The sequence below is a fragment of the Providencia zhijiangensis genome (genome assembly GCF_030315915.2).
GTDB classification, from domain to species: domain Bacteria; phylum Pseudomonadota; class Gammaproteobacteria; order Enterobacterales; family Enterobacteriaceae; genus Providencia; species Providencia zhijiangensis.
Window position 1 is genome coordinate 606958 of sequence record NZ_CP135990.1, and the last position, 14092, is coordinate 621049.

Genomic DNA, 14092 nt, shown 5'->3' on the forward strand with positions numbered 1-14092 from the left:
GAAGAATTCGATGTGAATTAAGGAGCCTATTGTGTTTCTCGCTCAAGAAATTATTCGTAAAAAACGTGACGGCAAACCATTAAGCGAAGAAGAAATCCGTTTCTTCATCAATGGTGTGCGTGATAACACGGTTTCTGAAGGTCAGATTGCAGCCTTAGCAATGACCATCTATTTCAATGATATGACAACCCCTGAACGTGTTGCACTAACGCTAGCGATGCGTGATTCAGGTACCGTATTAAATTGGAAATCACTGAATCTTAATGGTCCACTCGTGGATAAACACTCCACAGGCGGTGTGGGGGATGTGACTTCACTCATGTTAGGGCCTATGGTTGCTGCATGTGGTGGTTATGTTCCGATGATTTCCGGTCGCGGCTTAGGTCACACCGGTGGAACCCTTGATAAGCTCGAAGCTATCCCTGGGTTTGATATTTTCCCTGATGATGAACGTTTCCGCGACATTATCAAAAATGTCGGCGTGGCGATTATTGGTCAAACCAACTCACTAGCGCCGGCTGACAAGCGTTTCTATGCGACTCGTGATATCACGGCAACCGTGGATTCTATTCCGCTTATCACCGCTTCTATCTTAGGTAAAAAATTAGCCGAAGGGTTAGATGCGTTAGTGATGGACGTTAAAGTGGGTTCAGGCGCATTTATGCCAACCTACGAAAAATCAGAGCAACTGGCTGAGTCCATCGTGCAAGTTGCCAATGGTGCAGGCTGCAATACTACCGCGCTGTTAACTGATATGAACGAAGTACTGGCATCCAGTGCAGGTAATGCTGTTGAAGTTCGTGAAGCTGTACAGTTCCTGACGGGCGAATACCGTAACCCACGTTTGTTCGAAGTCACCATGGCGCTGTGTGTGGAAATGCTTGTTTCAGGTAAATTGGCTTCGGATCGTGACGATGCGCGTCAGAAATTACAAGCGGTGCTGGATAACGGTAAAGCGGCTGAAGTGTTTGGTCGTATGGTCGCTGCACAAAAAGGGCCGAAAGATTTTGTTGAAAATTACAGCAAATATCTGCCAACTGCCGTCCTCAGCAAAGCCGTTTACGCACCTCAAGCGGGCATTATCACACAAATGGACACACGAGCACTGGGTATGTCTGTGGTAACGTTAGGGGGTGGTCGTCGTAAAGCTACTGATCCTATCGATTACAGTGTTGGTTTAAGTGATATCGCAGCATTAGGTAGCAAAGTTGATACCCAAACTCCACTTGCGATCATTCATGCCAATAGCGAAAAATCATGGGAAGAGGCGGCGAAAGAAGTTCGCGCTGCTATGATTATTGGGGATAAAGCCCCAGAAGCGACACCAATGGTCTATCGTCAAATTAGTGAATAAACCGATATCCGCATTTTTCACAGAAGGGTGCGGGTTAGATGACGCGATGAACAGATAAGCTGTATCGCAGGAGAATAAATATGAAACGCACATTTATCATGGTACTGGATTCCTTCGGGATCGGCGCTGCAGGTGATGCCCACAAATTCGGCGACGAAGGTTCGAACACTCTGGGTCATATCGCAGACGCTTGTGCTCGTGGGGAAGCAGACAAAGGCCGTAAAGGTCCATTACACCTGCCTAACTTAACAAAATTAGGTTTAGGAAAAGCAGGAGAAGAATCAAGCGGAAAATTCCCTGCTGGTCTGGATCCAAATGCAGAAATTATCGGTGCATATGGTTACGCGAGCGAGTTATCTTCAGGTAAAGACACGCCGTCTGGTCACTGGGAAATTGCGGGCGTTCCTGTTCTATTCGATTGGGGCTATTTCGAAAAACACGAAAACAGTTTCCCACAAGAATTGCTGGATACACTGGTAGAAAAAGCCAACTTACCGGGTTACTTAGGTAACTGCCATTCATCGGGTACGGTCATTCTGGACCAACTGGGTGAAGAGCACATGAAAACGGGCAAACCAATTTTCTACACCTCTGCGGACTCTGTATTCCAAATCGCGTGCCATGAAGAGACTTACGGCTTAGACAAATTGTATGAGCTGTGTGAAATTGCCCGTGAAGAGTTAACCAAAGGCGGTTACAACATCGGCCGTGTGATTGCGCGTCCATTTGTTGGCGACAAAGCGGGTAACTTTGAGCGTACGGGTAACCGCCATGACTTAGCGGTTGAGCCACCAGCGCCAACCGTACTGCAAAAATTAGTGGAAGAAAAACAAGGTGAAGTGGTGTCTATCGGTAAGATTGCCGATATTTACGCTCACGTTGGTATTACCAAAAAAATCAAAGCAACGGGCATCAACGCGCTGTTTGACGCAACCTTAGAAGAGATGAAAATTGCGGGTGACGACACTATCGTTTTCACTAACTTTGTCGATTTTGACTCAGCATACGGTCACCGTCGTGATGTTGCCGGTTATGCCGCTGCATTAGAGTTATTCGATAGCCGCTTGCCTGAAATGCTGAAACTGGTTAAAGAAGATGACATTCTGATCTTAACCGCTGACCACGGTTGCGACCCAACTTGGCCGGGTACAGACCACACTCGTGAGCATATCCCAGTGCTGGTGTACGGACCAAAAGTTAAACCAGGTTCTTTAGGTCACCGTGAAACGTTCGCGGATATTGGCCAGACAGTCGCGAATTATTTTGATTTATCACCAATGGAATACGGTAAGCCGATGTTTTAAGCTTGCGACAAGGTGATTTGAAAATAAGGCAGGAAACTGCCTTATTTATTGTGCACAATTTTAATGATTAAAAGGGAATACAAATGGCTACTCCACATATTAATGCAGAAATGGGTGATTTCGCAGACGTCGTACTGATGCCGGGTGATCCACTGCGCGCGAAGTACATTGCAGAAACTTTCCTTCAAGATGTTCGCCAAGTGAATAACGTACGCGGTATGTTAGGTTTCACAGGAACTTATAAAGGTCGTAAAATTTCCGTTATGGGTCATGGAATGGGTATTCCTTCATGCTCCATCTATGCAAAAGAGCTGATCACTGATTTTGGCGTTAAAACGCTGATCCGTGTTGGTTCATGTGGTGCAGTAATGGATGACGTGAAACTGCGTGACGTAGTTATCGGTATGGGCGCATGTACAGACTCTAAAGTGAACCGTCAGCGTTTTAAAGACCATGACTTTGCAGCAATTGCAGATTATGACTTAGTGCATAACGCAGTTGAAGCTGCAAAAGCACGTAACGTAAACGTTCGTGTTGGTAACCTGTTCTCTGCGGATCTGTTCTATTCTCCAGATCCAGACATGTTTAAAGTGATGGAAAAATACGGCATCCTCGGTGTGGAAATGGAAGCTGCAGGTATCTACGGTGTTGCTGCTGAGTTTGGTGCTCGTGCACTGACTATCTGTACTGTTTCTGATCATATCAAAACTGGCGAACAAACCACGTCAGAAGAGCGTCAAACCACGTTCAATGAAATGATTGAAATCGCACTGGATTCAGTTCTGTTAGGCGATAAATAATCGTTGATTAGAACCCTAGTTTGAATATAAAAATGCCACTTTCGAGTGGCATTTTTGATTTATAAATCTGCTTAAATTTTCGATTTAATTCGGCTCATCACAATCGCGTCCACATACTCACCATCACGAAAAGCATAATCGCGCAAAATCCCCTCTTGCTTGAAGCCAAATTTTTCATATAGACCTAAGCCGCTACCATTAGCGGCAAAGACTTCTAATTCAATGCGATGAACATTTAGCCAATTGTCGCAGTAATCCACCATAACTTGCATTAATTTCGAACCAATTCCTTTGCCTTGATAAGCCTGATTCACTGTAATACCGAAACTCGCCACATGTCGGCGGCGTATTTGTGCAGGTTGATGCACGACAAGTAGCCCAACCACGACATTATCAAGTGTGGCGACAAATTGAGTCACCAGCGGGTCATTGGCTCCCAGTCTGGCTTCCCACGTTTTCTTTGTGGGATAGGGCAGCTGCAAAGTATTGGCATAAGCGGAGTAATCAGCGTGCATTTGTGTGATAGCGTGGACATCGTCCAAGGTAGCTCTACGTATTATTACGTTGTTCACAAAATTTTCCTTTTATTATCGTTTTTTAGAAGAATATTAATCACATTAAAAGCAATGTATGTCAACGAAGTAAATAGCTTATCTCCATAGATTTATATGGAGAATATCAATCTTCATATTGTAAATATATAAATGGCGATATTTGATATCGTAGATAAATTGAAGAATATATTATTATTTTTTATTTAATTTAAATTAAGGAAGCGAGTATGCCTATTATTAAAACTAGTTCAGTTGAAAAGAACAATAATATATTCCTAAAGAATGACTTAAATTGTAATGTTCAGCAAAAATATGGGTTCAAGAGTGCATTGAATTCAAAGATTGGATGCTTTATTTCATCTGTTCAAAATAAGCTTGATTCAATCAATGAAATGGTATGCCGAAAAAAAATCATTAAAAGCTGTCATTCAGTTGTTGAAGCCATTGATCTTAAATCAGCGAATAATGATATTTCAAAGAAATCACTAAGAAAAATAGAACGTAAAATTGTAGAGATTAACAAGAATAATTCTTTCTTAGATAGTGTAGATATTAAAAAAGCGATTAAATCTAAAACGAAAAATGCTAATGAGCCTGTACGTGAGAAAATTAGTGCGATGCTTGATCGTAAATTCGGTATCGATATTTATCATAGTGAAGAGAAACCATCTTCTATGTTAACACCCGAAAACGATTTTATTGATACGCAAGTTTCAAATAGAACTGTAAGTTCAGATGTGAACGATGCTGTATTTTTAAATTTAGTAAAAAATCACCAAATGATACCAATGGAAAAGAAAGATAATCGAATTAATAAAGATAGCTATATCCTTTCAAGGATAGAAGAAGTTGATGTGGAAGATGATAATGAAAATAACTTGTTAAGTTTAAAAAAAGATATCGAGGAAATAACTGAAGCACTTTCTAAGTTAAAAATGGAATTTAAAACAAGAAAAAATCAGTTAAGTCTTCGTGATGCTTATAAAGTTAATAAACATTCATTTAAATAAAATTTGGATAAAATAATTTAACTGTTTTCAATGAGGCTTATTTCTTAATTAATATCAAGAATAAGCTTTTTTTTTAAAACTAAACTAGTTTATAAAAAGGAATATACATGAGAACTTTTCAAACTAAATCTCAAGCTGCTGCATTAATAGATCGTTCATTGAATGACATGGTAATCGCAATAACCAAAAACCCCAAGGTTTTCGAAGGGAAAAGCGAGATTATCATCGATAAAATTAAAGCAGCCAAAAACAATGGCGGGGATGGCTGGACAGAAATAAATAATGCATGGGGCATTGTGGCGAGCGGGAAAGCGAAAGAAAAAATTGATAAGTATTTTAAGAAAGGCTTGAGGGATGTAAGTAGCTCGGAAAATGAATATTTAAAAGTGAGTGTGAAATCAGAACCGAAAAGCGAAAGTTTATCGGATAAACCTATCAAAACCTCTTCTTCAGATGAAAAAAAAACAAAGCCACATCGTATGATGGAAAAAATTGAGAGCAGACTTACTCAGTTTAAATCAGATGTGAAATCAGAAATAAAAAGTAAATTGGACTTAATTAAGATAAAAGAAACACATAAAAGTGAGGAGAGTTTAGAGGTAAAAAACACGTATTACAGTAGTTTTGAAGAGTTAATGGATAACTTGAAAAGCGGAGCGAGCTTATCCGAACACGATTTGAGTTATATAAAGGTTTTAATGAGCTATATTAGAACGAAAAAATCCATTGATGGTAAGGATCAGGTAAGAACAGAAATGGAAAATTTTTTTATGGGTATTATTGGCGCATTACACTATGATTCTGATAAAAAAACGGTTCTTAACCTTTTTCAAGAGCAGCGATTTTTATCAATATATAAATCCTATTATCGGACAATGTCTTACTCTATCTTATCTCTGCTTGAGAAGCATCATTTCCCTAAGGAAATTACAGCGGAAATCAAAAAACATATTATGACCTATTCAAATGAAAACTTAGATAAGCTTCAATCTGATAAGGTCAATTACATGGCTTCTATAAGAAATATCAAAGAGATAAAAAGCACTTCTGGATTTGATGCTTTTAACTCGATTGATAGTGTGAAAAAAATTACGCTGATTAAAAAAATTCTTTCTGATAATGAATTTACAGATGAAAAGGGCGAGCGTTTAACCACATTGAGTCATGATGTAAAAGATGGGCGCATTATTGAGTTTATCAAAGAAAAAATGAATTTAGACATTGAATCATTACAATCTGAATGTGATGCTAAACACGCCGAGGAAAAAAGCGTATATGATAAGTACATTAAAGAGAAAAATGAGATTATAGATACTGGGGTCAATAGAATTCAATCAATGTTAGTTATGAAATCAATACGTAAAAGTATTGTAGACTCTGTGATTGACATCATTCAGAAAAAAAGAAATAGCACAAAGATAGACGTTTTTTCCTCTAAAATTGACTTAATTATCAACATGCTTCAGTGTAAGAGAATTAAGCGCAATAAAATTACTAACGATATTGAACACTATCTGAATATGCCAATGGATAAATTACTATCAGAGATTGAAATAGCGAAATCTAAAAAATCATCATTTAAAGAACGCGTGTTTTCATTATTTAATGGCTTCAATAATCGAGTGTTAAACTTTATTTATAACGTAAGACATTCATTTAAATAAGGGTTCGCTTAATGTGGCTACGGAAACCAACAGCTTGATAAAGGAAGCTGTTGGTTTCTGACTATATTATGGCGGCTATGGCGTCATCATAAATACTTTTTGATTTTGCCCTAAGTATTTACCAGCCAATTGATTTATTTCCGGAAGTGTTAAGGACTCAATCACTGCTCGTTCTTGCATGAGACGCTGATATTGCCCATCATCTGCCGCAATTTGCGCGAGAGCTTCTGTCCAATAGCTTGAGCTATCCGTGACTTGCGCATTTTCAGTGAGCCAAATATTTTTGGCTTCCGTTAACTCTTTTTCCGTCACACCCGTTTGGCGCAGCTGTGCAACAGTATTGTGCGCTAAAGTTACCATTTCTGAAGCACGTTCTGGCGCGGTGGTGAAATTTAAGCGTCCGGTGTAATACGGCTGTGGTTTTTTCGCTAACATTTGCGAGAAGCTTAGGGCATAGATGCCGCTGGCTTTTTCACGCAATTCACTACGCAGACGTTGGCTAACAATGGTATCAATCAGTTGCAGAGCCAGCTGATCTTGCTGAGACCACTGTGCGGGCGCGGCAAATTGAATGCTGATCATGCTTTTATCGCTGCTACTGATCGGATATTGCTGATTAAAGCTTGCCATCTTCGGCATGATCCCTTGGTTGCGCCATGCCAGTTTGCCATCATGGGCAGGCAACGTCGCAACCCACTGCTCCAGTAGTGGTTTTAGCTCGCGGGCATTCATCGCGCCGGTGATCACCAATGTCATATCTGAAGTAGAGGTCAGTAACTGACGGTTCGCTTGCTGAAGCTGCTGAGCGGTAAAGGTTTTCCAAGCTCCTTCAGGGGAGATCACGAGAAGCTCGCCATGTTGGTAACTTTGCTGATTAATATGGTCGAGGAATGTACGCTCTACGGGCATTTTCGATAAGTTCAGTGCGAAAGCCTGCTTCTGCTGCTCGAGTTTCTCTCCACTAAATTGCGGTGCGGTCAGTTTTAAATTCAGTAACTGCAACGCCGTTTCAAGATTATCAACAGGGGTTTTACCGCGATAACCGTGGTTGAGCAGCTCGCTATAAGGGCGAACGCTAACCTGATTTTGTTTGGCTAATAACGCCAAATCACGGGCACTGTAATTGCCATAACCGCTGCTTTCTGGCAGCTTCATTGCCCAGTCGGTTAAGCCTGCAGTTTGCAGGGTTTCAAGGGAACGACCACCCGGTAGCTGTAAGTTAAACTGAATATCATCTTTGAGATTTTTATCCGTTTTAACAATCACTTTGATGCCATTACTGAGTGTCCACTGTTCCGTTTTTTCGATAGGAAGTGACGTTTGTTCGGTAATTGTGCCTTTTGCTACAACGGGTAATTTCAGGCTAATGGCTTGAGAACGCAGCGTGAATGGCCCCGGCTGTGTTTGGCGAATACGTTGCCACTGTTCACTGAAGGTCTGTTTGTTGACGGCCTTTTCATCGGTATCAGGGCCAATCAGTGCTAAGCGTGGGGATGCCACCTGTAAAAGGCTAGCCACATGGCGCTGTAAATCTTGAGGTTGGATATTTTGGGTTAATTGGTAGCTATTATCCAACTGCTGGCGTTTGTTCCACATCGGCATTTCATATTCGAGTGCGGTGGTCAGTTGTCCTGCTAAGTATTCATTACTGTAACGCTGCTCGGAACCCGCTTGTTGGCTCAGTTTCTTCAGCATGCCTTGTTTAGCGCTATCCAGCTCTTGCTGCGTCACAGGTTCGGTCGCTAGACGTTGCAGTTCGGTAAACAGAATTTCGGTCGCGCCCGCATAATCATTACCTTTTGGATGGATAATCATTAGCTGCTGAAGGCGTTGGTTATCTAGCATTGCCCCTTGTTCATTAATACTAATGGACGGCAAAATACCATTATCCACCATCACGGAAAAACGTTGATTCAAGATGGTTAACCATAAATTATCCATCAGATCGTCGGTTTGACCTTGGCGAGTATTCAGCGGTGCGGAGACATTTTTTTGCAGTGAAAACTGCACGTAGCGGGCACCTTGTTCTTTATCAAATACCCCTTGAACAAGCATATTGTTGGAATCGGCAAAGCGCTTCCATTCTGGAGAATCTTGGGAAATTTTTTCCGGCTTCGGTAACGCAAATAACGTTTTTACTTCATCACGTACGGTTGATGCGCTGAAGTCCCCAATAATCAATAAGCTCATACGCTGAGGCTGATACCACGTTTTGTAGTAGGCCTTGGCTTGTTCAATAGGAGCTTGGCGAACCACATCAAGGGAGCCAATAGGGTTACGCTCTGCGTAGCGGCTACCGTGGTAACGCAATTTTTCGAGGCTGTCATTGATGCGATAGCCCATGCCCTGACGCAAGCGCCACTCTTCAATAATGACGGGGCGCTCTTTTTCAAATGCCTCGGTATCGAAGGTCATATTTGCCGCCCAATCCGCCATTACTTGTAATCCTGTGCTGATTTGCGCTGGCGTGGCATTTGGCAATGATAATTTATATAGAGTGCTGTTGATGCTGGTGATCGCATTAACGTGGCTACCGAGTTTCAGTCCTTGCTGTTCTAACTGTTTAAAGCCGGTGGTACCCGGAAAATGTTGGGTGCCCTTAAAAGCCATATGCTCAGTAAAGTGAGCTAAACCGAGCTGTTGCTCAGTCTCTTGCAATGAACCCGCATTGACCAATAAGCGCAGCTCAACGCCTGGTTGGTTGCGCTGAAGCAAGTATACTTGCAACCCATTATCGAGTTGATAATGTTGCAGATCTTGGCGTACTGGCAGCAGTGTTTGCTCGCCAGATTGTCGAGGCATGCTGTTAACACAGCCTCCTAAAAGGGCTGCAACGACGGCGGCCAATGTAATTTTACGAAGCATATTCTGGGGCTCCTGTCATAAATGGCGTATTTTGCGTTGTTTCAGATAAACGCAGATGCTTGTCAGCTAATTGGTCAATAAAGCCTTGGTGGCTAACCAAAATGATGCTACTGGCGGGAAGCTGAGCTTTCAGCATGTTCAGTAAAGCGAGTGCACTCGGCTCATCAAGAGCGGAGGTCATTTCATCCAATAGCATTAACTTAGGTCGATTCAGAAGCAGTCGTGCAAACATAATGCGCTGCTGTTCACCACCCGAAAGTCGGTTATTCCAATCGGTTTCCAAAGCCAGTTGTGAATGAAGTTTTTCCAACCCTACAAGGGTTAGCGCATATTTCAGATCCGAGGCTGTAAATTGGCTGGCATCTTGTGGGTAAGCCAGTAAGTTATCTAAACGGCTTATTGGCAAATAGAGTCGCTGCGGGATCCACATGACGTTATCCGTGCGTGTAATTTTGCCGTCAAAGAATGGCCAATGACCGCTTAATGTGCGCAGTAACGTGGATTTACCAATACCAGAACGACCGGAGATCAACATCAGCTCACCGCTATTGATGCTAAGATCAACGGTGCTCAGTAGTGGGCGATGATCTGCCGTAAACAGGCTTACATTTGCTGTTAACGGTAGGCTATCTTCGTTGATAGTGGCTTCTGGGGTTTTATCGTTTTCCAATAACACCACAAAGTTATACAGACGCGCGACAGTGGCTTGCCATGCCGCAATCTCTTTATAGGCAAAAATAAACCAGCCCAATGAAGTCGCTACACTGGTGAAGGCTTGGCGTAACTGCATTAATCCGCCCAGCATAATCTCACCCGCTAAAAACTTAGGTAATGCCAGCAACACAGGGGCGAGGGCGGTCACTTGCTGATAGCCGACGGTATAAAACGATAAATTACGTTCACAGCGGATCAACTGGTTCCAGTTACGGATAATTTCGCTAAAGCGGGTCATCAGCTCTTTACGGTCTTGTGGTTCACCCCGTTGCCCTGCGATGGCATCCCCGTGTTGGCGGCAATTGATTAACGAGCTACGGTAATCCGCTTCACGGCGCTGTTTATCCATATGCAGGCGGCGCAGAGGGAAACCAATCAGCTGGGTTAGCGCGATCCCGATGATAGTGTAAATAATACAGGCCCAGAACATATAGCCCGGAATGGTCCAATCGCTGTCGGCGAAATTAAATGAAAGGCTTCCTGAAAGCGTCCACAAAATTGTGGCAAATGAAATCAATGTCAGCATTGAGTGCAGGAAGGTCACTAACAGATTCAGCGTTGATTCAATCAGTAAGCGAATATCTTCCGCAATACGTTGGTCGGGGTTATCGGGCTCTTGGGATGCTAGCCTCAGCATATAGTGTTTGCTGTTGCCGGAAAGCCAGCGACCAAGTACTTGCTCAGTCATGCCTTTGCGCCAACGGATAATCAGCATTTGCTTGAGGTAGGTCCCCATCACCACCACAAAAATCAGCCCACTGACTAAAATCACAAAATATTGCAGCAGACCATACAGTGCTTGTCCGTCCAGCTTTTGCAGGGCGTTATAGAAATCCCCGTTCCACATGTTCATTTTGACATTGAACCAGACTGAAGAAAGGGTAAGCCCTAACGAGGCAAACAGCAGCACCCAGCACAAAAGGGCAGCACGCTGCCCCCAAAAAGGTTTAACTAAATAGAGAAATTGTTTAATGGTCTTCATGACTCGATTTCTTGGTTATGTGTTTGACATTGCTCATTGGTGTTGCTTAGAAATCGTAATTTACTTGCAGCCAGAATTGACGACCTGGATCATAGGACTTAATAGTTCTATTGCTGTAAGTAAAGGTGTCAGCAACGTTTTTATTATTTAGAACGTTATTGACTTCGACAGAGACACCAAATCCGTAAGCAAAATCAGGTTTCCAGCCTAAGCGGGTATCCCATGTATACTTGCTTGAGTAATGTTGATCGGTGTATCGACGAATTAAACCGTATTCAGGATCGGTGTAGGTACCATCGCCATTTCCATAACGAACGACTTGATCTCTAGCGCCCCACCACTGTAAGCGGTTGTACCAAGTTAGATCGTAGTTATCCCAGACACTGGTGAGCTCTAAGTTAACTTTGAAAGGTGAATTGAAGCTTGTTGATGGTAATTTTGAGGCGTCAATGACTTTGCCATTATAATAAACTTTGTTTAGATTCAGGTCATTACGACCTTCAAAGTAGTTATAGCCAGAGTCTTTTGGAGTATTACTGTCTGTTTGTTGCCAAGTTAATGATGCTGTCATCACATGAGAAGCATCTGCCCATTCCCATGGTTGTGAGTTGTTGACAGACAATGTCACGGTATCATGGGAGCTACGCCCATCATTATCAAAAACGCGGATCTTGCTTTCAGGATCGTACATGTCCAGTTTTTTGGTTTTTGTACGGCTACGAACTTCATCATAACCTTCACGATGAACGTACTGTAAGCGCCATGTTGTTGAAAGAATATCTTGCTGAAGTGCAAGAGTTAGCTCGTCGTTATATGGCGTTTTAAGTGAGTCTAAGCCTTCATAGTCTTTCTTATTTTCCCAAGTATTAATGTTGGGATTAACAGTACAGACATCAGACATCATATCGCAAGTTTGCATTCCGCCATTTTGCGCGCCGTATAATGCGTAGTTAAGCATAGAACGCCCATAATAACGGTTGGCACCCGCAATAATTTGGGTTTTACCATTACCAAATACGTCATAAGTTCCTGTCAGACGTGGGGCAATGTTGGTACGGCTAACGAAATCATCACGATCAAGGCGAATACCAGGGCGTAACGTGAGTCGACCATATTCAATGGTGTCGTCTAAAAACAGCGCATAATTGGTGTAATCGGCGGTGTATTTACCTGCTTTGAAACGTGCGGCGTTCCACAGCATTCCATTAAACATGTCATCTTTATCAACGTTCCCTGTAAAGGTGTATTGAAGATAATCTTTGTCGCGTTTATAGATACCTTTTGTATAGCTGATTTCGGTTCCAAGTGTAGGTTTATGCGTTGCCCCTAAACCATCTTCTAATGGATTAAAGCGCATAACAGCTTTTGCACTTTGGCTTTGTTGTTGGGAAATCAAATCCCCTAAACCACCACTATTGGCATCAACCATATTGCTGTAATCATTGTCAACTGCAGCACGAAGAATGACGGAGTATTTCTGGTCATTATCACGCTCATCTTTTAGATCTTGCGTATTGGCGGTGAGCTCTAATTGACCAAGACTTAACTGATGTTTATAAACGGCAGTTAGACCAAAACCATTGTGCGTTGAATCGTAACCTGAATTCATCACAGAGGATGAAAATAGGCGGCTCTCATATGAGGCATAGTTAGCAGAGAGATCGAGTGAGTTAACATCTGATAAATCAATCGAATATTTTAGGAAATAGTTATCTGATGTTCTGTGCTGGTTTTTGGAGCCAGAAGAGAACTCAGTCATTTCTACTTCACCATTCTCGATGACTGCACCAGCACCACCCGTCACCGTCATCGGAATCGTCGAACTACGGCGAGATGCTGAGAACACCACGCCTGAATTTTCCGTCACGCCCAACTCAAACCAGCCACCAAAATCATTTTTATCGTAGCGATTCTGGAAGCGAGCTGGGTTAGCGGTATCGTTCTTGGAGGTATCGATAGATTGAGTCGAATCGTGGAACAGATTATTCCAGCCAGAACGGGTTAAGCGATAATACGCGTGGGCGCTATTTTCACCTTGCCAACGACGGCTGTTGACCTCAACGGTTCCTCCCGTAAATCCACCAAACTCCACTGGGATGTTGTTATCATAAACGGCCATGCTATCAATCAAGCGGCTGTCGATGTAAATCCCTTGGTCGCTGCTGCTCAGTCGCGTGGCGGTTTCACCTAAGCCGCTGTCGGCAGGGTCAAAGTCATTGTTGAAGCTCACGCCATCAAGGCGATAGGCGTTCTGGTAGCTACTGGAACCATGAATAGAAATACGAGAAGGCTTAATTTCCCCTTGATTCATGGAGTTGCTATCGTTATTCGCAAACTGCACGGCAGGGTTAGTTTTCATTAAATCGGTAATATTGCCGTCACCGGTATTTTTTTGGCTGATCTCTTCTGAGGTGACGTATTGCGGCGCAGACATGACATCCATGGCAGGGTGATTTTGTACCACGCCCGACACTTGAGTTTCCGGTAAAACTAGCGTGCCTTGGTTTAAGTTTTGAGGACGGATAACCAGCATGCCGTTTTCGTTAACCAGCTCTAACCCGCTACCAATAAGAATTTTTTGTAATGCGGTTTGTGGGGTATAGCTGCCAGAAAGGGCGGGGGCGCGCAGCCCGCTGAGCTGGCTTTTGTCATACAGAAGTGAAACTTGGCCTTGGCGACTGATTTGGTCAATCGCACTTGCTAACCCTTGTTCTGGTAATGAGAAAGTGATTTCTTGGGCGATAGCAGATTGGCTGACTAACGCACTGGTGACCGCCAGTGACAGCGCAATCGGCTTGAATCGACCGAGTGTGAATTGAATTGCCATGGATATCCCTTATTCTTA

Annotated in this window: 9 protein-coding genes; 5 read left to right on the forward strand and 4 right to left on the reverse strand. The window is 42.8% G+C overall.

Annotated features, from left to right (window positions below):
- Positions 1 to 31 precede the first annotated feature (31 nt).
- The 3 genes from deoA to deoD all read left to right on the forward strand — a co-directional run bounded on the left by deoA (position 32) and on the right by deoD (position 3458).
- Complete coding sequence (deoA, locus tag QS795_RS02665; protein ID WP_286272413.1) at positions 32 to 1354, forward strand: thymidine phosphorylase; 1323 nt, start codon at positions 32 to 34, stop codon at positions 1352 to 1354.
- 80 nt (positions 1355 to 1434) lie between these two features.
- Entirely contained in the window at positions 1435 to 2658 is a 1224-nt protein-coding gene (gene deoB, locus QS795_RS02670) for a phosphopentomutase (protein WP_154602794.1), read from the forward strand.
- An 83-nt stretch (positions 2659 to 2741) separates the two neighbouring features.
- On the forward strand, positions 2742 to 3458 hold the full coding sequence (deoD, locus tag QS795_RS02675) for a purine-nucleoside phosphorylase (protein ID WP_006657106.1): 717 nt from the start codon (positions 2742 to 2744) through the stop codon (positions 3456 to 3458).
- Between the two features lie 71 nt (positions 3459 to 3529).
- On the opposite strand, the gene QS795_RS02680 is transcribed toward deoD, so the two are convergent.
- Positions 3530 to 4030 (reverse strand): GNAT family N-acetyltransferase, encoded by a 501-nt coding sequence (locus tag QS795_RS02680; protein ID WP_286272415.1) that lies wholly within the window; start codon positions 4028 to 4030, stop codon positions 3530 to 3532.
- A gap of 209 nt (positions 4031 to 4239) precedes the next feature.
- Here QS795_RS02680 and QS795_RS02685 point away from each other — a divergent pair, with 209 nt between their 5' ends.
- Positions 4240 to 5022, forward strand: a complete 783-nt coding sequence (locus QS795_RS02685; RefSeq protein ID WP_286272417.1) for a hypothetical protein — start codon at positions 4240 to 4242, stop codon at positions 5020 to 5022.
- Positions 5023 to 5129: 107 nt separating this feature from the next.
- Complete coding sequence (locus QS795_RS02690) at positions 5130 to 6686, forward strand: hypothetical protein (protein WP_286272418.1); 1557 nt, start codon at positions 5130 to 5132, stop codon at positions 6684 to 6686.
- A 75-nt stretch (positions 6687 to 6761) separates the two neighbouring features.
- Here the strand turns inward: QS795_RS02690 and QS795_RS02695 are convergent, their stop codons facing one another.
- The 3 genes from QS795_RS02695 to QS795_RS02705 are packed head-to-tail and all read right to left on the reverse strand — an operon-like array spanning position 6762 to position 14074.
- Positions 6762 to 9551 carry a M16 family metallopeptidase gene (locus QS795_RS02695; protein ID WP_286272419.1) on the reverse strand — a complete coding sequence of 930 codons (2790 nt, stop codon included), beginning with the start codon at positions 9549 to 9551 and terminating at the stop codon, positions 6762 to 6764.
- The gene (locus tag QS795_RS02700; protein ID WP_286272421.1) at positions 9541 to 11247 is read right to left on the reverse strand and encodes an ABC transporter ATP-binding protein/permease; all 1707 of its coding nucleotides are present in this window, start codon (positions 11245 to 11247) and stop codon (positions 9541 to 9543) included. The genes QS795_RS02695 and QS795_RS02700 overlap by 11 nt, the downstream gene beginning before the upstream one ends.
- 46 nt (positions 11248 to 11293) lie before the next feature.
- Positions 11294 to 14074, reverse strand: coding sequence for a TonB-dependent receptor (locus QS795_RS02705; protein ID WP_286272426.1), 2781 nt, complete (start codon positions 14072 to 14074; stop codon positions 11294 to 11296).
- Positions 14075 to 14092 lie beyond the last annotated feature (18 nt).

Coding starts and splice junctions, on each gene's coding strand:
- QS795_RS02695 (WP_286272419.1), bottom strand. CDS start 9,551: ATGCTTCGTAAAATTACATTGGCCGCCGTCGTTGCAGCCCTTTTAGGA.
- deoB (WP_154602794.1), top strand. CDS start 1,435: ATGAAACGCACATTTATCATGGTACTGGATTCCTTCGGGATCGGCGCT.
- QS795_RS02705 (WP_286272426.1), bottom strand. CDS start 14,074: ATGGCAATTCAATTCACACTCGGTCGATTCAAGCCGATTGCGCTGTCA.
- QS795_RS02700 (WP_286272421.1), bottom strand. CDS start 11,247: ATGAAGACCATTAAACAATTTCTCTATTTAGTTAAACCTTTTTGGGGG.
- QS795_RS02685 (WP_286272417.1), top strand. CDS start 4,240: ATGCCTATTATTAAAACTAGTTCAGTTGAAAAGAACAATAATATATTC.
- deoD (WP_006657106.1), top strand. CDS start 2,742: ATGGCTACTCCACATATTAATGCAGAAATGGGTGATTTCGCAGACGTC.
- QS795_RS02690 (WP_286272418.1), top strand. CDS start 5,130: ATGAGAACTTTTCAAACTAAATCTCAAGCTGCTGCATTAATAGATCGT.